The following is a 23473-nucleotide window of genomic DNA, read 5'->3' on the forward strand; positions in this document are numbered from 1 at the left end:
AGGGGCTTTCAGCGAATGGGTGGGCTATTCACGCACGGCGATCCCGTCCAGCACCATCGACAGGTACTGCCGGGCGATCTCCTCCGGGCTGTGCTGTCCGCCGGGCCGGTACCAGGAGGCGGCGACCCACACGGTGTCGCGCACGAACCGGTAGGTCAGGCGCACGTCCAGGTCGGCGCGGAAGACGCGCGCGGCGACCCCCCGCTCCAGCGTGGCCAGCCACGCCTTCTCGAACCTGCGCTGCGACTCGGCGAGGAAGGTGAATCTCTCCTGCGCGACCAGCTGCTTGCTCTCCTTCTGGTAGATCGCCACGGCCGCGCGGTGCCGGTCGATCTCCCGGAAGGACTCGGTGACCAGGGCTTCGAGGGTCTCGCGGGGACCGAGCCCGGCGTCCAGGACGGTGTCGTAGCGGCCCCAGAGCTCGTCGAGGAAGGTCCGCAGGATCTCCTCCAGCATCGATTCCTTGGAGTCGAAGTGGTAGTAGAGGCTGCCCGCGAGCATGCCCGCGTGGTCCGCGATCTTGCGTACGGTGGTGGCGTTGTAGCCCTGCTCGGCGAAGACCTCGGCGGCGGTTTCGAGGAGTTCGCGGCGCCGGGCGGGGGCGGCGGTCACCTGGGGCTTCTTCTTGGTCGGCACGGATACATTCTGGTCCTACGGGTGCTGGCTGCTGACGGAGACGACCTCTCCGGTGAGGTACGAGGAGTAGCCGGACGCCAGGAAGACGATCGTGTTGGCCACTTCCCAGGGCTCGGCGTACCGCCCGAAGGCCTCGCGCGCGGTCAGCTCCTCCAGCAGTTCGGCGGAGGTCACCTTCACCAGGTGGGGGTGCATGGCGAGGCTGGGCGCCACCGCGTTGACCCGCACGCCGAATTCGGCCGCCTCGATCGCCGCGCACCGGGTCAGTGCCATCACCCCGGCCTTGGCGGCGGCGTAGTGCGCCTGTCCGGCCTGGGCCCGCCAGCCGACGACGGAGGAGTTGTTGACGACGACCCCGCCCCGTCCGCTGTCACGGAAGAGCCGCAGGGCTGCGCGCAGGCACCGGAAGGTGCCGCCCAGAGTGACGTCCAGGACCCGCGCCCACTGCTCGTCCTCCATGTCGACCAGTGCCGAAGTCCCGCCCAGACCGGCGTTGTTGACGACGATGTCCAGACTGCCGTGGTTGTGTACGGCGGTCTCGAACAGGGCTCGCACCTGTCCCTCGTCGGTCACGTCACAGGGCACCGCGGTCACGGCGCCCGGATGCGCGGTTGCCAGCTCGGCCTCGTACTCCTTCAGCCGGCGGGCGTGCGCGTCACTGATCAGCACGCGCGCGCCCTCCTCCAGGAAGCGGCGCGCGGTGGCACCGCCGATCCCGGCCCCGGCCGCGGCGGTCACCACGGCCGTGCGCCCCGCCAGCAGCCCGTGCCCGGGCACGTACTCCGGGCTCTCGACGCCTGTCATGGGCCCACGCTAACCTACCAAACACTTGTTAGGGAAGGACGGTGACGGCGACCGTGGACCTGACCCACACCCCGGCCGACGAGAAGTTCCGCGCCGAGGCCCGCGCCTGGCTCGCGGAGCACGTGCCCGACCCCCCGCTGCCCTCCCTGGAGACCGCGGGGGGCTTCGCGGCACACCGCGCCTGGGAGGCCGAACTGGCCGCGGACCGCTGGTCGGTGGTGTCCTGGCCGCAGCGGTACGGCGGCCGGGACGCCGATCTGATGCGCTGGCTGGTCTTCGAGGAGGAGTACCACGCGGCGGGCGCGCCGGGCCGGGTCGGGCAGAACGGCGTGAGCCTGCTCGCCCCGACCCTCTTCGACCACGGCACGGAGGAGCAGCGCGCCCGGATCCTGCCGCCGATGGCCACCGGTGAGGTGGTCTGGGCGCAGGCCTGGTCCGAGCCCGGTGCCGGTTCGGACCTCGCCTCCCTCACGTCGAGGGCGGTTCGGACGGACGGCGGCTGGCTGCTGGGCGGCCAGAAGACCTGGTCGTCACGGGCCGCTTTCGCCGACCGCGCGTTCGGCCTGTTCCGCAGCGATCCGGACGCGCCCAGACCTCATCAAGGGCTCACCTACCTGATGTTCGACCTGCGCGGCCCGGGGGTCACGGTCCGCCCGGTCGGCCGCCTGGACGGAAAGCCCGCCTTCGCGGAAATCTTCCTGGACGAGGTGTTCGTCCCCGACGAGGACGTGATCGGCGAGCCCGGCCAGGGCTGGCGGATCGCGATGTCGACGGCGGGCAACGAGCGGGGGCTGACGCTGCGGTCGCCGGGCCGGTTCCTGGCCGCCGCCGACCGGCTGCTGCACCTGTGGCGGGCCCAGGGCGCCCCGGAGTCCGCCGCGGGCCGGGTGGCCGACGCGGTCGTCGGCGCCCGCGCCTACCAGTTGTTCACCTACGCTGCCGCCTCCCGCCTCCTGGACGGTGCGGCGCTCGGCCCCGAGTCCAGTCTGAACAAGGTGTTCTGGTCCGAGCTGGACCTGGCGCTGCACGAGACCGCCCTCGACCTGCTCGGCACCGACGGCGAGTCGGCGGACACGCCGTGGGCCGAGGGATACGTCTTCTCCCTGGCCGGTCCGATCTACGCGGGCACCAACGAGATCCAGCGCGACATCATCGCCGAGCGTCTCCTCGGCCTGCCGAAGGGACGCCGCTGACATGCGTTTCCGCCTCGACACCGAGCAGCGCGACTTCGCCGGCTCCCTGCGGGCGCTGCTGACCGCAGCGGACACACCGGCGGTGATACGGGAGTGGAGCCGCGGGGAGCACACGAGCGGGCGGGCGCTGTGGGCGCGTGTCGGCGCGGCGGGGGTGTTCGGTCTCGCGGTGCCCGAGGAGTACGGAGGGGAGGGGCGCCGCCCTGTCGAACTCGCGCTCGCGTTCACGGAGCTGGGGCGGTACGCGGTCCCCGGACCTCTGGTGGAGACGGTGGCCGCGGCGGTGCTGCTCGGTGCGGAGCCGGATCCGGCCGAGCGGTTCCTGCCCGGGATAGCCGCGGGACGGACCCTGGCGACGGTGACGGTCGCCGAACACGGGTACGGGTACGCGCTGGACGGGGACGCGGCGGATGTGCGGCTCGCCGCGACGCCGGAGGGCGTGCGACTGTCCCCCGGCGCCGGTGCCGTACGCCGGTCCCTGGACCCCGCGCGCCGCCTCACCCCGCTCGCCCCGGTCGGTGAGCTGATCAGCGCGGAGCCGGCCTGGGCGGACGCGCTGACCTGGGCCCGGCTGGCGGTGGCCGCGCAGGCGCTGGGGGTCGGCCTGGCGCTGCTCGACAGCACCGTGGCCTACGTCGGGACGCGGACCCAGTTCGCCGTGCCGGTCGGCTCGTTCCAGGCGGTGAAGCACCGGCTGGCCGACGTGAAGATCGCGCTGGAGTTCGCCCGGCCGCTGGTCCTCGGGGCGGCGGTGACGATGACCGTGCCGGATGTGGCGGCGGCGAAGCTGGCCGCGTGCGAGGCTGCGCACCTCGGTTCCAGGGCCGCGCTGCACCTGCACGGGGCGATCGGCTACACGGCGGAGTACGACCTGTCGTTGTGGCTGACCAAGGCGCGGGCGCTGCGGGGGGCTTGGGGAACGCCGGAGGAGTGCCGCAAGGATGTACTCGAAGGCCGTGTCTGAACCGCGGGCCGGCGGGGGCTTGCGCCCTAGTGGTGATCGCCGCTGGTCAGTTCCCTGAACTCCTCCCGGGTCGGCTTCGGGACGTGGGTGTCCGGGCCGTACATGCCCTTCGCCAGGCTCGCGCGGACCCGCTGGACGAGGGTGACCCTGCGGCGTACCCCGTTCGCGTCCTCGGCCGGGCCGATCTCGTAGGGCGGGTTCTGTTCGTGCTGGGTGAGGACGAACAGGCTGCCCTGGCTGAGGGGTTCGTGGACCTCGATGTACTCGCCGTGCGGAAGCATCTTGATGAGGCCGGTCTCCCTGCCGTGCAGCACCTTGTCGCGGTCCCGGAGCTGCAGGCCGAGGCAGATCCGCTTGGTGGTGACGAAGGCGAGGACGGGGGCGACGAAGACGGAGATCCGCACGAACCAGGTGATCGCGTTGATGGAGAGATGGAGATGGGTGGCGACGACGTCGTTGCCGCCGCCGATCAGCAGGACGCCGTAGATGCTGAGCCAGGCCACGCCGAGGGCGGTGCGGACGGGGACGTTGCGCGGGCGGTCGAGGATGTGGTGCTCGCGCTTGTCGCCGGTGATCCACGCCTCGACGAACGGGTAGACGCCGATGGCCAGCAGGAAGAGCGGGAAGACCGAGAAGGGGATGAAGACGCCCAGCTCCAGGGTGTGGCCCCAGGCGTTGATCTCCCAGCCGGGCATGACGCGGATCAGTCCCTCGGAGAAGCCGAGGTACCAGTCGGGCTGCGCGCCCGTGGTGACCAGGTCCGGGCGGTAGGGCCCGAACGCCCACACCGGGTTGATGGTGGCGATGGCGCCGATGATCGCGAGGATGCCGAAGGTGAGGAAGAAGAAGCCGCCGGCCTTGGCCATGTAGACCGGCAGGAAGGGCATGCCGACGACGCTCTTCTGATCGCGTCCGGGGCCGGGGTACTGGGTGTGCTTGTGGTAGAAGACCAGGATCAGGTGGGCCACCACCAGCCCCAGCATGATCCCGGGCAGCAGCAGGACGTGGATCGGGAAGAACCGGGAGATGATGTCGTGGCCCGGGAACTCGCCGCCGAACAGGAAGAACGAGATGTACGAGCCGACGATCGGGATCGACAGGATCGCGCCGTCGGCGAACCGGACTCCGGTGCCCGAGAGCAGGTCGTCCGGGAGCGAGTAGCCGGTCAGGCCGGTGAGGATGGCGAGGAACAGCAGGGTCCACCCGAACAGCCAGTTGACCTCGCGCGGCTTGCGGAAGGCGCCGGTGAAGAACACCCGCATCATGTGGACGAACATCCCGGCCACGAAGACCAGCGCCGCCCAGTGGTGGATCTGCCGGATCAGCAGTCCGCCGCGCACGTCGAAGCTGATGTGCAGGGTCGACTCGTACGCCTTGGTCATGACGATGCCGTTCATCGGCTCGTAGGAGCCGTGGTAGACCACCTCGGCGCCGCTGGGCTCGAAGAACAGGGTGAGGTAGATGCCCGTCAGGATCAGGATGAGGAAGCTGTAGAGGCAGACCTCGCCCAGCATGAAGGACCAGTGGTCCGGGAACACCTTGCGCATGTTGGCCTTGGCCAGGCCGTATATCCCAAGGCGCCCGTCGGCCCAGTCCGCGAGCCTCTCACCCTTGCCGGGCGGGTTCACCCTGTCGGCCGAAGTCCCCGCCCGTACCGAGCCGTTCACCGTTCGTGCCGCGTCGTCCATACGTCGCGTCGCCTCCCCGCCGGATCACCCCTCAGGGTGGCACGCCGCGGCGCTACAGCCAACGGGGCCGCGTAAAGTCGGCCGGCTCAGTCGCCCCGCACGACGCCCGCCGCCCGCGCCGCCGCCAGCCATCGCGGGAACTCGCCGACGAGACGGTCGTACAGCTCACCGTCCGGCACCTTCCCCGGGTCCGAACCGGCGTGGAAGAAACCCGCGTTGTCCACCACGCGCTTGCCCGGCACCGCCAGTTCGTCGAGCTTGCGCAGGAAGTCGAACTGCCTGCTGTGCGGGTCGCCGAAGCCGACGAACTGCCAGAACAACGGCAGCCTGGCCGCCTTGCACAGGTAGCGTTCGGCGGCGGGCTTGTTGATCGGGCCGCCGTCGGTCTGGAAGACGACCAGGGCGGGCGCGGTGGCGCCGCTGTCCAGGTAGTGGTCGATGACGGCGTCCATGGCCAGGTGGTAGCTGGTCCTCCCCATGTGCCCGAGCCCGGCCGCGATCTTCTCGATACGGCCCTCGTGCCCGGCGAGTTCGATGTCGGCGACCGCGTCGACGTCGGTGGAGAAGAAGACGACGGGCACCCGCCCGTCGTCGTCCAGGTGCGCGGAGAGGCCGAGGACCCGGTCGGCGAGCCTCTGCACGCTGCCGTCCGCGTAGTACGGCTTCATGGAGCCGGAGTAGTCGACGACCAGGTAGACGGCGGCGCGCAGTCCGTCGAGACCGTGTCTGGCGAGGGAGACCCCGGCGGAGCGGTAGGCGCCGACCAGCGCGGGCGCGGTCTCCTCCACCTTGCTGAGACTGATCGCCGCCATGCCCTGCTCCCCCTCGCCCTGGTTCAGGAGGCCGAGGTTACTTGACCGCGGAGACGCGGCGGCGCCTGCCCGGTCGTCCGGTCGGGGACTGTGGGGCAGGCGCCGTCACTGTTCCGTACGCCTTTGTACGGGAGTTTCTTCGGGGGGGTCAGACCATCAGCGAACGGTCCGTCGGCCGGATCGGGGCCGGGAGTTCGCTCGCTCCGGTCAGGAAGCGGTCGACGCCCTTGGCGGCCGAGCGGCCCTCCGCGATCGCCCACACGATCAGGGACTGGCCGCGGCCGGCGTCACCGGCGACGAAGACGCCGGGCACGTTGGTCTGGAACTCTGCGTCGCGGGCGACGTTGCCGCGCTCGTCGAGGTCGAGACCGAACTGCTCGACCAGGCCGTTGTCCCGGTCGGTGCCGGTGAAGCCCATGGCGAGGGTGACCAGCTGGGCCGGGATCCGGCGCTCGGTGCCCGGCTTCGGCGTCAGCCTGCCGTCGACGAACTCCACCTCGGTGAGGTGCAGCCACTGGACGTTGCCGTCCTCGTCGCCCTCGAAGTGGGTGGTGGAGACGGAGTAGACCCGCTCACCGCCCTCCTCGTGCGCCGAGGTGACCTTGTACAGCATCGGGAAGGTCGGCCACGGCTGGTGCGCCGCCCGGTCCTCGCCCGGCCTGGGCATGATCTCCAGCTGGGTGACGGAGGCCGCGCCCTGGCGGTGGGCGGTGCCCACGCAGTCCGCTCCGGTGTCGCCGCCGCCGATGACGACCACGTGCTTGCCCTCGGCCGAGATCGGGGAGGTGACGTAGTCGCCCTCCTGGACCTTGTTCGACAGCGGCAGGTACTCCATCGCCTGGTGGACGCCGCTCAGTTCGCGTCCCGGGACCGGCAGGTCACGGGCGGTCGTGGCGCCGGCGGCGATCACGATCGCGTCGTACCGCTTCTTCAGGTCGGTCGCCTTGAGGTCACGGCCGATCTCGATACCGGTACGGAAGCGGGTGCCCTCCGCGCGCATCTGCTCGATACGGCGGTTGATGTGCCGCTTCTCCATCTTGAACTCGGGGATGCCGTAGCGGAGCAGACCGCCGACGCGGTCGGCGCGCTCGTAGACGGCGACCGTGTGGCCGGCCCGGGTCAGCTGCTGGGCGGCGGCCAGACCCGCGGGGCCCGAGCCGATCACGGCGACGGTCTTGCCGGACAGGCGCTCGGGGGCCTGCGGGGCGACGGTGCCCGCGTCCCACGCCTTGTCGATGATCGAGACCTCGACGTTCTTGATGGTGACGGCCGGCTGGTTGATGCCGAGCACGCACGCCGACTCGCACGGGGCCGGGCAGAGGCGGCCGGTGAACTCCGGGAAGTTGTTGGTCGCGTGCAGGCGCTCCGAGGCGGCCGTCCAGTCCTCGCGGTAGGCGAAGTCGTTCCACTCGGGAATCAGGTTCCCGAGCGGACAGCCGTTGTGGCAGAACGGGATGCCGCAGTCCATGCACCGGCTGGCCTGCTTGCTGATGATCGGCAGCAGCGAGCCGGGGACGTAGACCTCGTTCCAGTCCTGGACGCGTTCGGTGACGGGACGGCTCCGGGCGACCTCGCGGCCGTGGTTCAGGAAGCCCTTCGGGTCAGCCATTGGTCGCCGCCTCCATCATCTTCTCGGTGATCTCGGTCTCGGAGAGACCCGCTCGCTCGGCGGCGTCCTTGGCGGCGAGCACTGCCTTGTACGTGCTGGGGATGATCTTGCTGAATCGCCGTACGGCCGTGTCCCAGTCGGCGAGCAGCTTCTCGGCGACCGTGGAGCCGGTCTCCTCGGCGTGCCGGCGCACCACGTCGTGCAGCCACTGCTTGTCCGTGTCGTCCAGGGCCTCGACGGCGTCCACGTTGCCGATGTTGACGTTGTCGTGGTTCAGGTCGATGACGTAGGCGATGCCACCGGACATGCCGGCCGCGAAGTTGCGGCCCGTCTCGCCCAGGACCACCGCGTGACCGCCGGTCATGTACTCGCAGCCGTGGTCGCCCACACCCTCCGAGACCACCAGCGCACCGGAGTTGCGGACGCAGAACCGCTCGCCGGTACGACCGCGCAGGAACAGCTCGCCGCCGGTCGCGCCGTACGCGATGGTGTTGCCCGCGATCGTGGAGAACTCGGCGAGATGGTCGGCGTTGCGGTCGGGGCGCACGATGATCCGGCCGCCGGAGAGACCCTTGCCGACGTAGTCGTTGGCATCGCCCTCCAGGCGGAGCGTGACACCGCGCGGCAGGAAGGCGCCGAAGGACTGGCCCGCCGAGCCGGTGAAGGTGATGTCGATGGTGTCCTCGGGCAGGCCGGCGCCGCCGAACTTCTTCGTCACCTCGTGGCCGAGCATGGTGCCGACCGTGCGGTTGATGTTGCGGACCTTGATCTGGGCGCGCACCGGCTGGGCGTCGGTGGCGCTGGAGGCGGCCAGGGCGTCCGAGGCGAGCTTGATCAGCTCGTTGTCCAGGGCCTTCTCCAGGCCGTGGTCCTGGGCGACGGTCTGGTGCAGGGACGCGCCCTCGGGCAGCTCGGGCACGTGGAAGAGCGGGGCCAGGTCCAGGCCCTGCGCCTTCCAGTGGTTCACGGCACGGGTGACGTCGAGCGACTCGGCGTGGCCGACGGCCTCCTCGATGGAACGGAAGCCCAGCTCGGCGAGGATCTCGCGGACCTCCTCGGCGATGAACCGGAAGAAGTTCACGATGTACTCGGCCTTGCCGGAGAAGCGGTCGCGCAGCACCGGGTTCTGGGTGGCGACGCCGACAGGGCAGGTGTCGAGGTGGCAGACCCGCATCATGATGCAGCCGGAGACGACGAGCGGCGCGGTGGCGAAACCGAACTCCTCTGCGCCGAGCAGCGCGGCGATGACCACGTCCCGGCCGGTCTTCAGCTGGCCGTCGGTCTGCACGACGATCCGGTCCCGCAGGCCGTTGAGCAGCAGGGTCTGCTGGGTCTCGGCCAGGCCCAGCTCCCAGGGGCCGCCCGCGTGCTTCAGCGAGGTCAGCGGAGAGGCGCCGGTGCCGCCGTCGTGGCCGGAGATGAGCACGACGTCCGCGTGGGCCTTCGACACGCCCGCGGCGACCGTGCCGACGCCGACCTCGGAGACCAGCTTGACGTGAATCCGCGCCTGCGGGTTCGCGTTCTTGAGGTCGTGGATCAGCTGGGCCAGGTCCTCGATGGAGTAGATGTCGTGGTGCGGCGGCGGGGAGATCAGGCCGACGCCCGGGGTGGAGTGCCGGGTCCTGGCGACCCACGGGTAGACCTTGTGGCCGGGCAGCTGGCCGCCCTCGCCGGGCTTGGCGCCCTGGGCCATCTTGATCTGGATGTCGTCGGCGTTGACCAGGTACTCGGAGGTCACGCCGAAGCGGCCGGAGGCGACCTGCTTGATGGCGCTGCGCCGTGCCGGGTCGTAGAGCCGGTCCGGGTCCTCGCCGCCCTCACCGGTGTTGGACTTGCCGCCCAGCTGGTTCATGGCGATGGCGAGGGTCTCGTGGGCCTCGCGCGAGATGGAGCCGTAGGACATGGCGCCGGTGGAGAAGCGCTTGACGATCTCGGAGACCGGCTCGACCTCGTCGACGGAGATCGACGGACGGTCGCTCTTGAAGCCGAAGAGCCCGCGGAGCGTCATCAGCCGCTCGGACTGCTCGTTCACCCGGTCCGTGTACTTCTTGAAGATGTCGTAGCGGTTGGCCCGCGTCGAGTGCTGGAGGCGGAAGACCGTCTCCGGGTCGAACAGGTGCGGCTCGCCCTCGCGGCGCCACTGGTACTCGCCGCCTATGTCCAGGGCGCGGTGGGCCGGCGCGATGCCGGAGGCCGGGTAGGCCTTGGCGTGGCGGGCGGCCACCTCCTTGGCGATGACGTCGATGCCGACGCCGCCGATCTTGGTGGCGGTGCCGTTGAAGTACTTCTCGACGAACGCGGTGTCCAGGCCGACGGCCTCGAAGACCTGGGCGCCCCGGTAGGAGGCGACCGTGGAGATGCCCATCTTGGACATGACCTTCAGGACGCCCTTGCCGAGGGCGTAGATCAGGTTCCGGATGGCCTGGTCGGACTCCATGTCCGGCAGGAAGGTGCCCGCGCGGGTCAGGTCCTCGACGGACTCCATGGCCAGGTACGGGTTGACGGCGGCGGCGCCGAACCCGATCAGCAGGGCGACGTGGTGGACCTCGCGGACGTCACCGGCCTCGACGAGCAGGCCCACCTGGGTGCGCTGCTTGGTGCGGATGAGGTGGTGGTGGACGGCCGCGGTGAGCAGCAGCGAGGGGATCGGCGCGTGCTCGGCGTCCGAGTGCCGGTCCGACAGGACGATCAGCCGGGCGCCGTTCTCGATGGCCGCGTCGGCCTCGGCGCAGATCTCCTCGATGCGCGCGGCGAGCGCGTCGCCGCCGCCGGAGACCCGGTACAGACCGGACAGGGTCGCGGCCTTGAAGCCGGGCATGTCGCCGTCGGCGTTGATGTGGATGAGCTTGGCCAGCTCGTCGTTGTCGATCACCGGGAAGGGCAGCACGACCGAGCGGCAGGAGGCGGCGTTGGGGTCGAGCAGGTTGCCCGACGGGCCGAGGGAGGAGCGCAGCGAGGTGACGAGCTCTTCGCGGATGGCGTCCAGCGGCGGGTTGGTGACCTGCGCGAACAGCTGGGTGAAGTAGTCGAAGAGCAGGCGCGGGCGCTCGCTCAGCGCGGCGATCGGCGAGTCGGTGCCCATGGAGCCGATCGGCTCGGCACCGGCCTTGGCCATCGGCGCGAGGAGGACCCGCAGCTCCTCCTCGGTGTAGCCGAAGGTCTGCTGGCGGCGGGTGACCGAGGCGTGGGTGTGCACGATGTGCTCGCGCTCGGGCAGGTCGGAGAGCTCGATCTCGCCGGCCTCCAGCCACTCGGCGTAGGGCTGGGCGGCGACGAGGCCGGCCTTGATCTCGTCGTCCTCGATGATGCGGTGCTCGGCGGTGTCGACGAGGAACATCCGGCCGGGCTGCAGCCGGCCCTTGCGGACGACCTTGGCGGGGTCGATGTCGAGGACGCCGACCTCGGAGCCGAGGACGACCAGGCCCTCGTCGGTGACCCAGTAGCGGCCCGGGCGCAGACCGTTGCGGTCGAGAACGGCACCGACCTGGGTGCCGTCGGTGAAGGTGACGCAGGCGGGCCCGTCCCAGGGCTCCATCATCGTGGAGTGGTAGCCGTAGAAGGCGCGGCGGGCCGGGTCCATGGAGTCGTGGTTCTCCCACGCCTCCGGGATCATCATCAGCACGGAGTGCGGCAGCGAACGCCCGCCCAGGTGCAGGAGTTCCAGCACCTCGTCGAAGGACGCCGAGTCGGAGGCGTCGGGCGTACAGATCGGGAAGACGCGGTCGAGCTTGTCCTGCGGGCCGAACAGGTCGGAGACCAGCTGGGACTCGCGGGCGACCATCCAGTTCCGGTTGCCCTTGACGGTGTTGATCTCACCGTTGTGGGCGACGAACCGGTAGGGGTGGGCGAGCGGCCACGACGGGAAGGTGTTGGTGGAGAACCGGGAGTGCACGAGCGCGATCGCGGACGCGAAGCGTCGGTCGGACAGGTCCGGGAAGAAGGGCTCCAGCTGGCCGGTGGTCAGCATGCCCTTGTAGACGATGGTCCGGGCGGACAGCGAGGGGAAGTAGACGCCCCCCTCGCGCTCGGCGCGCTTGCGCAGCACGAACGCCTTGCGGTCCAGCGCGATGCCCTCGCTGGCGTGGTCCGTGACGAAGATCTGCCGGAAGACCGGCATGGTGGAGCGGGCGGTGGCGCCGAGCAGCTGCGGGGCGACCGGGACCTCGCGCCAGCCGAGGACGGTCAGGCCCTCTTCCGCGGCGATCGTCTCGATCCGTGAGACGGCGTCCTGGGCGCCTTCCTCGGGCAGGAAGGCGATACCGACGGCGTACGAACCGGCCGCCGGCAGCTCGAATCCGGCCACCTCACGGAAGAAGGCGTCGGGCACCTGGGAGAGCAGGCCGGCGCCGTCACCGGAGTCCGGCTCGGAGCCGGTCGCGCCGCGGTGCTCCAGGTTGCGCAGAACCGTGAGCGCCTGGTCGACCAGCGCGTGGCTCGCCTCGCCGGTGAGGGTGGCCACAAAGCCGACGCCACAGGCGTCGCGCTCGTTGCGGGGGTCGTACATACCCTGCGCAGCAGGGCGAGCATCCATGAACGACCAGTTCAGGCCATTCGTGGAGTGCTGGGACGGCTGGCGCGGCGTACGCATCGGCTCTCCCGTCGTCGTCAGTGGCATATAGCAGGTGCCGAGGGACGACGCTGGCCCTCTGCGTTTTTGTTGCGAAATTTCACGCAGGTTACATGATGGAGCGGTTCTCGGGAACTGGATACACCGTTCCAACATGCGGACGCCGTAGGGGTTTACGGCCGGGTACCGCTGATGCGGCGAAGGTGATGGGGGACCGATCCGGACAGATCCGTGTCCATTGGTCCGCGGGGGCGGGGGTGAGCGTCGCCGACACCCCACAGGTACCCGTCAGGCGTCCTTGCCTGCGGTGCTTACGGCTCATGCCCAGTGGTTAAGCATTCGAAACCAGCGAGTAACGGCTACTTATGCGGTCCCTCGCATAAGTAGCGGCAGGTCTATCCTACGGCGGTCCCGAACAGGCCGCCCAGGGCGTATGTCACACCGGCCGCGGCGCCGCCCAGCGCGAGCTGCCGCAGACCGCTGAACCACCAGCTCCGCGCGGTCACCTTGGCCACCACGGCACCGCAGCCGAACAGCCCGGCGAACGCGAGCAGCAGGGCGGGCCAGAGCGCGGCGGCGCCGAGCAGGTAGGGCAGTACGGGCAGCAGCGCGCCCAGCGCGAACGAGCCGAAGGACGACACGGCGGCGACCAGCGGCGAGGGCAGGTCACCGGGGTCGATGCCGAGCTCCTCGCGGGCGTGTATCTCCAGGGCCTGCTCCGGGTCGGCGGACAGCTGCCGGGCGACCTCCCGGGCGAGCGGGGCCTCGACCCCTCTCGCCTCGTAGAGGGCGGCCAGCTCGGCCTCCTCGTCCTGCGGATGCCTGCGCAGCTCCCCGCGCTCCACGTCCAGCTCGGCCTCGACCAGCTCGCGCTGCGAGGCGACGGAGGTGTACTCGCCGGCGGCCATGGAGAAGGCGCCGGCGGCCAGTCCCGCGAGGCCGGTGATGACGATGGTCTGATGGCTGACGGCTCCGCCGGCGACACCGGTGATCAGGGCGAGGTTGGAGACGAGCCCGTCCATGGCACCGAAGACCGCGGGCCGCAGCCACCCTCCGTTCACGTCCCGGTGGGTGTGGTTGTCGCGGTGCGCCTCGTGCAGCGTCGCCTGGGTGTCGATGACGGCCATGCGGATCCCCCAAAGATCTCTGAAGAAGGTCTCGACAGCCTCGAATAAGCCGAGGCAAAGCTAAGTCTGGACTGATTCCATCTTTTGACAACCTCGACACTATGCCTCGCCATTCCCCGCCGCCAGCAAGGAAAGGCTGGGCTAACCTGCAGTTTTGCTTCTCGACGCTCACCTGCGCGATGTCGCGCACACATGTCGACCGGGTGATGTGAAGGTGCGGCAGGCTGCGGTCAACCGCCGTTGGTGGGACACATCCGCAAACGGCCCCGCGCCCCGGCTCGGGGCCCCTCCCGGAGAGGCCCGCCCATGTCATCGATGGTCTGCACCCCCTCGGTCCCCGCCCCCGAAGAGCGCGCCTCCCCGCTGCCCGACCGGGCCCGGGGCGCACTGCTGGGCCTGGCCGTGGGAGACGCGCTCGGGGCGCCGGCGGAGAACATGAAGCCCTCCGAGATCCGCGCCCGCTGGGGCCGCATCACGGGGTACGTCGCCGAGCGACCGGCCGGCACGGACGACACCGAGTACGCGATCTTCTCCGGCCTGCTCCTCGCCCGCCACGGCTCGGCGCTCACCACCGCCCACGTCGAGGCGGCCTGGCACGAATGGATCGCCGACCGCGCCGAGGGCCCCTTCAAGGGCGCCGGCTTCAGCGAGCGCGGCACCCTGGAGAACCTCCGCAGGGGCCTCGCCGCCCCCATTTCAGCCCAGCACCGGCACGCCTGGAGCGACGGCCTGGCCATGCGGGCGGCCCCCTTCGGCGTCTTCGCGGCGGGCCGGCCGGCCGAGGCGGCCCGGCTGGTCGCGATCGACGGTTCGGTGAGCCACGAGGGCGAGGGCATCTACGGCGGCCAGGCGGTCGCCGCGGGGGTGGCCGCGGCGATGGCGGGCGCACCGCCGACCGCGGTGGTGGCGGCCGCGCTGGCGGTGGTACCGGACGACTCGTGGACGGCACGCTCCCTGCGGCGGGCGGTCTCGGTGGCCCACGGGGGCGAACGCGCGGTCCGCTCGGCGGTCGTCATCGGCGGCTACCCGTGGACCGACCTGGCCCCGGAGGCGGTGGCCCTGGCCTTCGGCGCGTACGCCGCGGCGGACGGCGACTTCCGGGAGGCCGTGCTGACGGCCGTCAACATGGGCCGCGACGCGGACACGACGGCGGCGGTGGCCGGCGCGCTGGCGGGAGCCACCCAGGGAGAGGCGGCGATCCCGAGGGAGTGGGCGACGGCCATCGGCCCGGCCCGTGGCAGTTGCCTCCCCTCGATGGCGGGACACCACGTACTGGAGGTGGCGGAACTGCTGACAAGCGCGGCGGAGTCACACCCCGCGACGTCGGCACCGGCCTCCCGGCCGACCGGACCGCACCCCTGGACGCCCGCCTCCCCGCCGGCCGGCGGTGGCGGTGGCCGGGCCGGGGACCTGGAAGCCCGGGAGGCCCGGGAGCTGACCCCCGTACGGGACGGCATCAGCGAGGGACAACGGTGAAGCGGCGCCGTATCGAGGGGCTCCTGCTGGGCCTCGCCGCGGGCGACGCGGCCGGCTGGCCCGCCGCGCGCCACCGCGCCGCCCGCATGCCGGAGTGGACCCGCCGTCTCACCCGGGAGCTCGACACCTTCGCCGAGCAGAACGCGACCACCACCCTCCCCGTCCCCATCGCCCTGAACCAGCCCCCCGAGCCGCTCCGCCTCGGTCCCTCCGACGACGCCGAGTGGGCAGTCTTCGCCGCGGAGGCCGTCCTGCGCGCCGGCGACGACACCGCTCTCGCCGACCTCAGCCGTGAGCTGCGCACCCGCGCCGCCATCGACCTCACCTGGACCGCCGTCGCCTCCGAGGTCGCCGTCGCGGCCGAACGCGCCCCGGAGATCGAGTCGGCGGTACTGCCCCTGCGGGCCCGGATCTCCGTCCGCGCCGGCCTCGGCAACCTCGCCACCGGCCTGCGCCCGCCCGCCACCGGCCACGACAACCCGCACTACTTCGACGACGCCGCCTGCGTCCGCGCCTGCGCGCTCGCCGTCGCCCACCCCGGCGACCCCCAACGCGCCGCCGACCTCGCCGAGTTCGACGCCCGCTACACTCAGGACGGCGACGGGGTGCACGGCGCCCGCGCGATGGCGGCGGCCATCGCGCTCGCCCTCGCCGGCGCCGAGGTGGAGACCTGCGTGGCCGCCGCGCTGACCGAACTCCCCGCGGCCACCGAGATCGGCCGCAACGCCCGCCACGCCCTGACCCTCACCGGCACCGCCGACACGGCGTTCGCCCTCGTCCCCCTCCTCGAACACCAAATCGTCGACCACGTCTACAGCTACGGCATCGCCGCCGCCGAGACCGTCCCGGTCGCCCTGGCCCTCGCCACCGCCGCCCACGGCCGGATCGCCGAGGCCGTCCCCGCCGCCGCCTGTCTCTCCCGGGTCGCCGACTCGGCCCCCGCCCTGGCCGGCGCGCTCACCGGCGCCCTCGGCGGCGGCGACTCGATCCCGCCGCCCTGGCGGGACGCCTGCCGCACCCTCTCGGGCTGCGCCCTCCCCCGCCTCACCGGCACCGACCTCGTGGAACTCGCCGAACTCCTGGAAGCCACACAACCGGCCCGTCCAGGTGGATGATTCGGTTCATGACGCCCAAAGCACAAGAAAGCACCGGACCTTCGCTGGACGAACGGATCACCGGAGCCCTCGTCGGGGCCGCGGTCGGCGACGCCCTCGGCGGTCCCGTCGAGGGCTACTCCGCCGACCAGATCCTGGAACGTCACGGCGGCCGCGTGCACGGCATCGTCGGACCCTGGAACGGCGACGCCTGGCGCACCGCCCGCCCCATCGCCCCGTACCACAAGGGTGACGGGCACGTCACCGACGACACCTTGATGACCCATGCGCTGGTACGGGTGTACGACCGCGTCCGCGACCACCTCGACGCGTACGCGATCGCCGACCACCTGGTCCCGGACCTGATGACCAACCCCCGCTGGATCCCGGAGCTGGAGACCGAGACCATCCCGCTCCACCGGGTCTTCCTCGCCGAGAAGTGGCTGGCGGCCCGCCTGCACTACGGCCACGTCGACCCCCGGGAGGCCGGCACCGGCAACATCGTCAACTGCGGCGCGGCGATGTACATGGCCCCGGTCGGCCTGGTCAACGCGGCGAACCCGCGGGCCGCGTACGCCGAGGCGCTGGACATCGCCGGCGCCCACCAGTCGTCCTACGGCAGGGAGGCGGCGGGCGTCTTCGCGGCGGCGGTGGCGGCCGCCACCGCGCCGGGGGCGACACCGGACTCCGTCGTCGCCGTGTGCCTGTCCCTGGCGAAGGACGGCACGCGAACGGCGATCGAGGAGGTCTGTGAAGCGGCCGCGCACCACAGCGACTTCGAGTCCGCTCTCACCCCCCTCCGGGAAGCGGTCACCCCCTACGACACGGTCGGTGCCGACTACCGTGCCCCCTCGCTGGGGGCCCGCCGCCCCTCCCGACTCCACGCGATCGAGGAACTCCCGGTCGCGCTCGGCATGTTGCTGGTGGCCGGCGGCGACTACCGGCACGCCGTCCTCGGCGCGGTCAACTACGGCCGGGACTGCGACTCGATCGCGACGATGGCGGGTGCCATCGCCGGTGCGCTGGGCTCCGCCGTGCCCGAGGAGTGGTCGAAGCCCGTCGCCGAGGCGAGCCGCCTCGACCTCTGGGAGCCGCCCCGCGCGCTGGCCGCCGTGACCAGGGAGATCTTCACCCGCGACACGGAACGCCGACGCGCCCACGAGGAGTCCTTCGCCCGCCTCGGAGGCCCGAGTTGCTCCGCCTGACCTGGGTCCAGCCGGAGGACCTGCTGGGCCACGAGATCCGCCAGGCCCGCCAGGACGGGCGGGAGCCCGGCGCCGTCGAGGCACGCTGGAGGGCGGCGGGGGGCGCGGAGGCGCCGGACCGGGCGGGGACGTCGCCGCACCGGGCGTCCCGCTATCTGCGCCAGCTGGCGGAGGACCTGCTGGACGAACTCGCCGACCTGCCGAGCGGGTTGAACGAGCCGACGGATCTGGAGGAGATCAAGGCGCTGTGTCCGCAGTGGCCGTACGCGCACGGGGGAGGGGCCTGCCAACCGTCGTGCGGCTGCGGCCACGCGGGCGCTGATCGCGCAGTGCGCCGCACCCCTGACGGGGCGCCGGTCCCCTCCCCCCGCGCCTACCACGCCGCCTGGCTCGGCCGGGCCGTCGGGTGCCTGCTCGGCAAACCCGTCGAGAAACTCCCCCTGCACGCCATCCGCGACCTCGCCCGGGCCACCGGCAACTGGCCCCTCCACCACTACTTCACCGCACGTGGCGTCCCCGCCGGCCTCCTCGCCGCCCACCCCTGGAACCGCCGCTCGGCCACCACCTCCCTCGCCGAGAACATCGACGGCATGCCCGAGGACGACGACCTCAACTACCCCCTCCTCAACCTCCTCCTGCTCCAGCGCCGCACCCGGGGCTTCACCACCACCGACGTGGCCGCCCTCTGGCTCGACGAACTGCCCGCCGGACGCACCTTCACCGCCGAGCGCATCGCCTACCGCAACCTCCTCACCGGCGTCGAACCCCCGCACACCGCCCGCCACCGCAACCCCTTCCGCGAGTGGATCGGCGCCCTGATCCGCGCCGACGTGCACGGCTGGACCAACCCCGGCGACCCGGCCGCCGCGGCCGAACAGGCCCATCGCGACGCCACCCTCACCCACACGGCCAACGGCGTCTACGCGGCCATGTTCACGGCGGCCACCATCGCCACCGCCGCCGGGGGAACCCGCGACGTCCACGCCTGCCTGCGCTCCGGCCGCACGGTGATCCCGCCCCGCTCCCGGCTGGCGCAGGCGATCGACCGGGCGATCCGGCTGGCCGAGTCCCACGAGGACTTCGAGACGGTCGTGGACGAACTCCACCGCACCCACTCCCCCACCCACCACTGGGTGCACGCCGTCCCCAACACCGCGCTGATCGCCGCCGCCCTCACCCACGCGGACGGCGACTTCACCGGCTCCGTCTGCCGGGCGGTGAGCGGCGGCTGGGACACCGACTCGAACGGCGCGACGGCCGGTTCCGTCGCCGGACTGCTCGCCGGCGACCCCGAGGCCCTTCCCGACCGCTGGACGACCCCGCTCAAGAACCGGCTCGCCACCTCCGTCGGCGGCTTCGACGGGACCGGCTTCGACACCCTCGCCCACCTCATCCACCTGGAGGCGACCCGCCCATGACCCATATCGCCGTACTCGGCAGCACGAACATGGACCTCGTCGCGTACGTCGAGAAGGCCCCGCAGCTCGGCGAGACCGTGACCGGACGGGACTTCCGTACCGTCCCCGGCGGCAAGGGCGCCAACCAGGCGATCGCCGCCGCCCGCGCCGGCGCCACCGTCTCGATGATCGGCGCGGTCGGCCACGACGCCTACGGCGTCCGGATGCGGGAGACCCTCGAACACTCCGGCGTGGACACCGACTCGCTGCGCACGATCGAGTGCGCCTCCGGCACCGCGCACATCGTCGTGGACGAGGAAGGCGGCAACGCGATCGTCGTGATCCCCGGCGCGAACGGCACCGTCGACCATCTCGCCCCCGGCGACGAGGGTGTCATCGCCTCCGCCGACATGCTCCTGCTCCAGCTGGAGATCCCGCTGCCCGCGGTCGTCGCCGGCGCCCAGGCCGCCCGCCGGCACGGCGTCCGGACCGTTCTCACACCGTCCCCCACCCGCGCCCTGCCCTCCGAACTCCTCGACAACATCGACCTGCTGGTGGCCAACGAGCGCGAGGCCGCCGTCCTCACCGACCGCGCCGACCCGCGCGACGCGGCCGCCGCCCTGCTCGGTCTGGTGCCGCAGGTCGTCGTCACCCTCGGCGCGGCCGGCAGCCTCTACCTCACCCACGACGCCGCGCCCCTGGTCATCCCGGCACCCCGGGTGACAGCCGTCGACTCGACGGGCGCGGGCGACACCTTCGTCGGCGCCCTCGCGGTCGCCCTGGCCGAGGAGAAGCCGATCCGGGAGGCCCTGTCCTGGGCGGCGGCCGCGGCCGCGCTCGCCGTGCAACGGGAGGGGGCGTCCACGTCCATGCCGTACCGTCAGGAGATCGAGGCCCAGTACACCGCATGAGTACGACAACACAGCCCCAGCCCCTCTCCGGGCTGCGCGTCCTCGACCTCGCCACCCTCTTCGCCGGCCCCCTCGCCGCGACCCTGCTCGGTGACTTCGGCGCCGAGGTCGTCAAGGTCGAGCACCCCGCCAAACCCGATCCCTCCCGCGGGCACGGCCCGGCCAAGCAGGGCATCGGCCTGTGGTGGAAGCTGCTCGGCCGCAACAAGCGGACGATCACCCTGGACCTGTCCAAGCCGGGTGGCCGCGCCACGCTGCTCCGGCTCGCCGCCACCGCCGACGTGATCGTGGAGAACTTCCGGCCCGGCACCCTGGAGAAGTGGGACCTGGGCTGGGAGGAACTCTCCGCCGCCAACCCCCGGCTGATCCTGACCCGGGTCACCGCCTTCGGCCAGTTCGGTCCCTACGCCCACCGCCCCGGCTTCGGCACCCTGGCCGAGGCGATGAGCGGCTTCGCGGCGATCACCGGCGATCCGGACGCCCCGCCCACGCTGCCGCCGTTCGGGCTCGCCGACTCCATCGCGGCGCTGGCGACCGCGTACGCCGTGATGACCGCGCTCGCCGCCCGGGACCGCACCGGCGAGGGCCAGGTCGTCGACATGGCGATCATCGAACCGATCCTCACCGTCCTCGGCCCCCAGCCCACCTGGTACGACCAGCTCGGCTACGTGCAGGAGCGCACCGGCAACCGCTCCGCCAACAACGCCCCGCGCAACACCTACCGCACGGCGGACGGGACCTGGGTCGCCGTCTCCACCTCGGCGCAGTCGATCGCAGAACGCGTGATGGGGCTGGTCGGGCGCCCGGACCTGATCGACGAGCCGTGGTTCGCGACCGGCGCCGACCGGGCGGCGCACTCCGACATCCTCGACGCCGCCGTCGGCGACTGGATCGCCGTCCGCTCCCGTGCCGAGGTGCTGGCCGAGTTCGAGAAGGCGGAGGCGGCGGTCGCCCCCATCCAGGACGTACGGGACGTGATGGACGACCCGCAGTACCTGGCGCTGGACACGGTCACCACCGTCCCCGACCCCGAACTGGGTCCGCTGCGCATGCAGAACGTCCTCTTCCGGCTCTCCTCGACCCCCGGCGCGATCCGCTGGACCGGCCGGCCGCACGGTGCCGACACCGACGAGGTCCTCACCGAACTCGGGCTGACCCCGGCCCAGCTGCTGGCCCTGCGCGAGGAGGGCGCCGTATGACCCCCGCCCCCTTCCCGCTGACCTGGCTGTACGTTCCCGGTGACCGCCCGCACGTCGTCGCCAAGGCGCTGGCCTCCGGCGCGGACGTGGTGGTGATCGACCTGGAGGACGCCGTCGCCCCCGACCGCAAGGACTGCGCCCGCGCCGCCACCGCCGACCTCCTGGCCCACCCGCAGCCGGCACCGGTGCATGTCCGGATCAACGGCCTGGACACCCCCTGGGCCGAGGCCGACCTCCGGGCCCTGCTGGGCCTCCCGGCCCTGGCCGGCCTGCGCCTGCCCAAGGTGACCGGCCCCGACGACATCCACCACGTCGCGGCCCGGGCCGCCGGCCTCCCGCTCTACGCACTGCTCGAATCCGCCCTCGGCATCGAGCACGCCTACGCCATCGCCACCGCCCACCCCGCCCTGCGCGGCATCTCGCTCGGGGAGGCGGATCTCCAGGCCGACCTGGGCGTGTACGACGACATCGGCCTCGACTGGTCCCGTTCCCGGATCGTGGTCGCCGCCCGGGCCGCGGGCCTCGCCCCGCCTCCCCAGTCGGTCCACCCGGACACCCGTGACCTCAAGGGCCTCGCCACCTCGTGCGCCCGTGGCCGCGCCCTGGGGTTCCTGGGCCGCGCCGCCATCCACCCCCGCCAGCTCCCGATCATCGAACGCGCCTACCTGCCCACCCATGCCGAACTGGAACAGGCCGAGAAGATCATCAAGGCGGCGACCACGGAACAGGGCGCCCAGGCCCTCCCGGACGGCAGCTTCATCGACGCGGCGGTCGTCGCCACGGCCCGCAGAACCCTGTCCCTGCTGAACCGCCGCTGATCCCCGCCGGCTCCCGCCGACGGCCCGCACCCGAAGAGGGCGCCCGGTTCGATCCGGGCGCCCTCTTCGTCGTGTCGTGGCAGGTCAGCTCTTCTTGGCCGCCGACCCCGCCTCGTCCTTGGCGCCGTCCTCGGCCTCGTCCTCGGCCTCGGCCTTGGCGGACTCCGGCTCCGGAGCCTCCTCGGCCTCGGCGGTGTCGGTGGACCCGGTGGGCTCGGCGGACTCACCCGCACCGGCCTCACCGGCCTCCTCGGTGGCGGCGTCCGCCTCGGTCTCCCCGTCGGGGGCACCCGGCTCGACCACCGCCTCCAGGCCCGGCCGCTTCTTCGCGGACAGCACCAGGTACAGCACCGCGAGCAGGAACACGATCATCGCGGTCCAGTCGTTGAGCCGCAGACCGAGGACGTGGTGGGCGTCGTCGACGCGCATGTACTCGATCCAGCCACGGCCCACGCAGTACGCGGCGACGTACAGCGCGAACGCCCGGCCGTGTCCCAGCTTGAAGCGGCGGCCGGCCCAGATCACGAGGAAACCGACCCCGACGCACCACAGCGACTCGTACAGGAAGGTCGGGTGGTAGTAGCCGGGAACCCGGCCGCCCTCGGACGAGGTGATGTGCAGGGCCCACGGCACATGCGTCTCGCGGCCGTACAGCTCCTGGTTGAACCAGTTGCCCCAGCGGCCGATCGCCTGCGCGAAGGCGATGCCGGGGGCGATGGCGTCGGCGTAGGCCGGCAGCGGGATGCCCCGGCGCCGGCAGCCGATCCAGGCGCCCACCGCACCGAGCGCGATCGCGCCCCAGATACCGAGGCCGCCCTGCCACACCTTGAAGGCGTCGACCCAGTCACGGCCCTCGCTGAAGTACAGCTCGTAGTCCGTGATCACGTGGTAGAGACGCCCGCCGACCAGGCCGAACGGTACGGCCCAGACGGCGATGTCGGCCACGGTGCCGGACCGTCCGCCCCGGGCGATCCAGCGCCTGTTTCCGAGCCAGACGGCTACGAAGACACCGATGATGATGCAGAAGGCGTAGCCGCGCAGCGGAATGGGACCGAGGTTGATCACTCCGCGCGAAGGGCTGGGAATGTAGGCAAGATATTCCATGGCAGGGTCGACGCTACCGTGCCGGACGGGGCCGACGGCAACCAGCCCGGCTACGGGTCCATAACAGGGGCGTGAGAAATGCTTACCCCGCTCACCCCTTGTTGGCGTCCTCCACGAGCTGCCGCAGCTTGGCCGGGGTCATGGTCTGGTCCTGGTAGATGTTCTTGCCGTCCAGCAGAACCGTCGGGGTGCCGCCGAACTTGGCCGCCTGGAAGGCCTCGTTGGACTTCACGACCCAGGCGTTGTGCTTGCCGTCCCTGACACATTTCTGGAACGTCGGCGTGTTCAGGCCCTGCACCTTGCCGGCCAGCTCGATCAGCTTGTCGTTGTTCGAGAAGGCGTCGTCGGTCTCCTTCGGCTGGTTCTCGTACAGCGCGTCGTGGAAGTCGCGGAACTTGCCCGCGTCCTGGGCGCAGGCCGCCGCGTTGGCCGCGTTCCGGGAGCCGCTGCCGCCGAGGTTGCCGTCGATCAGCGTGACCAGGTGGTACTCGATCCTGAGCTTGCCGGAGTCGGTCAGCTCGTGGAGCGTCGGCCGGTACGCCGCCTCGAAGGCCTGGCAGGCCGGGCAGCGGAAGTCCTCCCAGACGGTGAGCGTGGCCTTGGCGTCGTCCTTGCCGACCGGGATCGCGAGGCTGTCCTTGCCCTGTGCTCCCGAGGGCGCCACGACCGGCCCGGAACTCTCGCTGCTCTTGTCCTTGCCCGCGTTCGCCGCGACCACGCCGATCACCGCGGCCAGGCCCAGGACGCAGACGACGCTCGCGCCCACGATCAGCGCGCGCCGCCGCTTCTCCGCGGCCTTCTGCTTCTCGCGGTCGGCCGCCAGCCGCTCACGGGCCGTCGGCTTTCCGTCACGATTCTTCTCGCTCACA

General features: G+C 71.8%; 18 protein-coding genes. 9 read left to right on the forward strand and 9 right to left on the reverse strand.

What is annotated here, in order from left to right; genetic code table 11:
- Positions 1-24 precede the first annotated feature (24 nt).
- Positions 25-636, reverse strand: coding sequence for a TetR/AcrR family transcriptional regulator (locus tag ACZ4O3_RS16710; RefSeq protein WP_362722989.1), 612 nt, complete (start codon positions 634-636; stop codon positions 25-27).
- A 15-nt stretch (positions 637-651) separates the two neighbouring features.
- Positions 652-1440 (reverse strand): SDR family oxidoreductase, encoded by a 789-nt coding sequence (locus ACZ4O3_RS16715; RefSeq protein ID WP_362722991.1) that lies wholly within the window; start codon positions 1438-1440, stop codon positions 652-654.
- Positions 1441-1493: 53 nt separating this feature from the next.
- On the opposite strand from ACZ4O3_RS16715, the gene ACZ4O3_RS16720 reads away from it, so the two are divergent.
- Positions 1494-2633, forward strand: a complete 1140-nt coding sequence (locus tag ACZ4O3_RS16720; protein WP_467722854.1) for an acyl-CoA dehydrogenase family protein — start codon at positions 1494-1496, stop codon at positions 2631-2633.
- Position 2634: 1 nt separating this feature from the next.
- Positions 2635-3597, forward strand: coding sequence for an acyl-CoA dehydrogenase family protein (locus ACZ4O3_RS16725; protein WP_362718193.1), 963 nt, complete (start codon positions 2635-2637; stop codon positions 3595-3597).
- Between the two features lie 26 nt (positions 3598-3623).
- Here the strand turns inward: ACZ4O3_RS16725 and qcrB are convergent, their stop codons facing one another.
- From qcrB to ACZ4O3_RS16750, 5 genes are all read right to left on the reverse strand, one after another.
- Positions 3624-5285: a cytochrome bc1 complex cytochrome b subunit gene (gene qcrB / locus ACZ4O3_RS16730; RefSeq protein ID WP_362718196.1), complete on the reverse strand. Its 1662-nt coding sequence runs from the start codon at positions 5283-5285 to the stop codon at positions 3624-3626.
- A gap of 86 nt (positions 5286-5371) precedes the next feature.
- Positions 5372-6097, reverse strand: coding sequence for a VWA domain-containing protein (locus tag ACZ4O3_RS16735; RefSeq protein WP_467722684.1), 726 nt, complete (start codon positions 6095-6097; stop codon positions 5372-5374).
- 148 nt (positions 6098-6245) lie between these two features.
- On the reverse strand, positions 6246-7706 hold the full coding sequence (locus ACZ4O3_RS16740; protein ID WP_362718202.1) for a glutamate synthase subunit beta: 1461 nt from the start codon (positions 7704-7706) through the stop codon (positions 6246-6248).
- Entirely contained in the window at positions 7699-12294 is a 4596-nt protein-coding gene (gltB, locus tag ACZ4O3_RS16745) for a glutamate synthase large subunit (RefSeq protein WP_362718204.1), read from the reverse strand. Before gltB ends, ACZ4O3_RS16740 begins: the two co-directional genes overlap by 8 nt.
- 374 nt (positions 12295-12668) lie before the next feature.
- Entirely contained in the window at positions 12669-13400 is a 732-nt protein-coding gene (locus ACZ4O3_RS16750) for a VIT1/CCC1 transporter family protein (protein WP_362718207.1), read from the reverse strand.
- Positions 13401-13706: 306 nt separating this feature from the next.
- Between ACZ4O3_RS16750 and ACZ4O3_RS16755 the strand changes: the two genes are divergently transcribed.
- Genes ACZ4O3_RS16755 through ACZ4O3_RS16785 form a run of 7 tightly spaced genes read left to right on the forward strand, consistent with a single transcriptional unit; the run spans position 13707 to position 21500 of the window.
- Positions 13707-14876, forward strand: a complete 1170-nt coding sequence (locus ACZ4O3_RS16755) for an ADP-ribosylglycohydrolase family protein (RefSeq protein ID WP_467722685.1) — start codon at positions 13707-13709, stop codon at positions 14874-14876.
- The gene (locus ACZ4O3_RS16760; protein ID WP_467722686.1) at positions 14873-15991 is read left to right on the forward strand and encodes an ADP-ribosylglycohydrolase family protein; all 1119 of its coding nucleotides are present in this window, start codon (positions 14873-14875) and stop codon (positions 15989-15991) included. The genes ACZ4O3_RS16755 and ACZ4O3_RS16760 overlap by 4 nt, the downstream gene beginning before the upstream one ends.
- Positions 15992-15999: 8 nt before the next feature.
- On the forward strand, positions 16000-17175 hold the full coding sequence (locus ACZ4O3_RS16765) for an ADP-ribosylglycohydrolase family protein (protein ID WP_467722688.1): 1176 nt from the start codon (positions 16000-16002) through the stop codon (positions 17173-17175).
- Complete coding sequence (locus tag ACZ4O3_RS16770; RefSeq protein ID WP_467722690.1) at positions 17163-18593, forward strand: ADP-ribosylglycohydrolase family protein; 1431 nt, start codon at positions 17163-17165, stop codon at positions 18591-18593. The genes ACZ4O3_RS16765 and ACZ4O3_RS16770 overlap by 13 nt, the downstream gene beginning before the upstream one ends.
- Complete coding sequence (rbsK, locus tag ACZ4O3_RS16775) at positions 18590-19483, forward strand: ribokinase (protein ID WP_467722691.1); 894 nt, start codon at positions 18590-18592, stop codon at positions 19481-19483. Before ACZ4O3_RS16770 ends, rbsK begins: the two co-directional genes overlap by 4 nt.
- Entirely contained in the window at positions 19480-20682 is a 1203-nt protein-coding gene (locus tag ACZ4O3_RS16780; RefSeq protein ID WP_467722693.1) for a CaiB/BaiF CoA transferase family protein, read from the forward strand. The genes rbsK and ACZ4O3_RS16780 overlap by 4 nt, the downstream gene beginning before the upstream one ends.
- On the forward strand, positions 20679-21500 hold the full coding sequence (locus tag ACZ4O3_RS16785; protein ID WP_467722694.1) for an HpcH/HpaI aldolase/citrate lyase family protein: 822 nt from the start codon (positions 20679-20681) through the stop codon (positions 21498-21500). Before ACZ4O3_RS16780 ends, ACZ4O3_RS16785 begins: the two co-directional genes overlap by 4 nt.
- Positions 21501-21584: 84 nt before the next feature.
- On the opposite strand, the gene lgt is transcribed toward ACZ4O3_RS16785, so the two are convergent.
- Both lgt and ACZ4O3_RS16795 read right to left on the reverse strand, forming a co-directional pair.
- The gene (lgt, locus tag ACZ4O3_RS16790) at positions 21585-22604 is read right to left on the reverse strand and encodes a prolipoprotein diacylglyceryl transferase (RefSeq protein WP_467722695.1); all 1020 of its coding nucleotides are present in this window, start codon (positions 22602-22604) and stop codon (positions 21585-21587) included.
- A gap of 91 nt (positions 22605-22695) precedes the next feature.
- Entirely contained in the window at positions 22696-23472 is a 777-nt protein-coding gene (locus tag ACZ4O3_RS16795) for a DsbA family protein (protein WP_467722696.1), read from the reverse strand.
- Position 23473: the final 1 nt, after the last annotated feature.

It is taken from the genome of Streptomyces sp. NPDC026515 (genome assembly GCF_055567595.1).

Excerpts from the sequence above, each read along its gene's own strand:
- ACZ4O3_RS16785 (WP_467722694.1), top strand. The coding sequence starts at position 20,679 with ATGACCCCCGCCCCCTTCCCGCTGACCTGGCTGTACGTTCCCGGTGAC.
- ACZ4O3_RS16725 (WP_362718193.1), top strand. The coding sequence starts at position 2,635 with ATGCGTTTCCGCCTCGACACCGAGCAGCGCGACTTCGCCGGCTCCCTG.
- ACZ4O3_RS16750 (WP_362718207.1), bottom strand. The coding sequence starts at position 13,400 with ATGGCCGTCATCGACACCCAGGCGACGCTGCACGAGGCGCACCGCGAC.
- ACZ4O3_RS16740 (WP_362718202.1), bottom strand. The coding sequence starts at position 7,706 with ATGGCTGACCCGAAGGGCTTCCTGAACCACGGCCGCGAGGTCGCCCGG.
- ACZ4O3_RS16765 (WP_467722688.1), top strand. The coding sequence starts at position 16,000 with ATGACGCCCAAAGCACAAGAAAGCACCGGACCTTCGCTGGACGAACGG.
- qcrB (WP_362718196.1), bottom strand. The coding sequence starts at position 5,285 with ATGGACGACGCGGCACGAACGGTGAACGGCTCGGTACGGGCGGGGACT.
- ACZ4O3_RS16715 (WP_362722991.1), bottom strand. The coding sequence starts at position 1,440 with ATGACAGGCGTCGAGAGCCCGGAGTACGTGCCCGGGCACGGGCTGCTG.
- rbsK (WP_467722691.1), top strand. The coding sequence starts at position 18,590 with ATGACCCATATCGCCGTACTCGGCAGCACGAACATGGACCTCGTCGCG.
- ACZ4O3_RS16735 (WP_467722684.1), bottom strand. The coding sequence starts at position 6,097 with ATGGCGGCGATCAGTCTCAGCAAGGTGGAGGAGACCGCGCCCGCGCTG.
- lgt (WP_467722695.1), bottom strand. The coding sequence starts at position 22,604 with ATGGAATATCTTGCCTACATTCCCAGCCCTTCGCGCGGAGTGATCAAC.
- ACZ4O3_RS16755 (WP_467722685.1), top strand. The coding sequence starts at position 13,707 with ATGTCATCGATGGTCTGCACCCCCTCGGTCCCCGCCCCCGAAGAGCGC.
- gltB (WP_362718204.1), bottom strand. The coding sequence starts at position 12,294 with ATGCGTACGCCGCGCCAGCCGTCCCAGCACTCCACGAATGGCCTGAAC.
- ACZ4O3_RS16780 (WP_467722693.1), top strand. The coding sequence starts at position 19,480 with ATGAGTACGACAACACAGCCCCAGCCCCTCTCCGGGCTGCGCGTCCTC.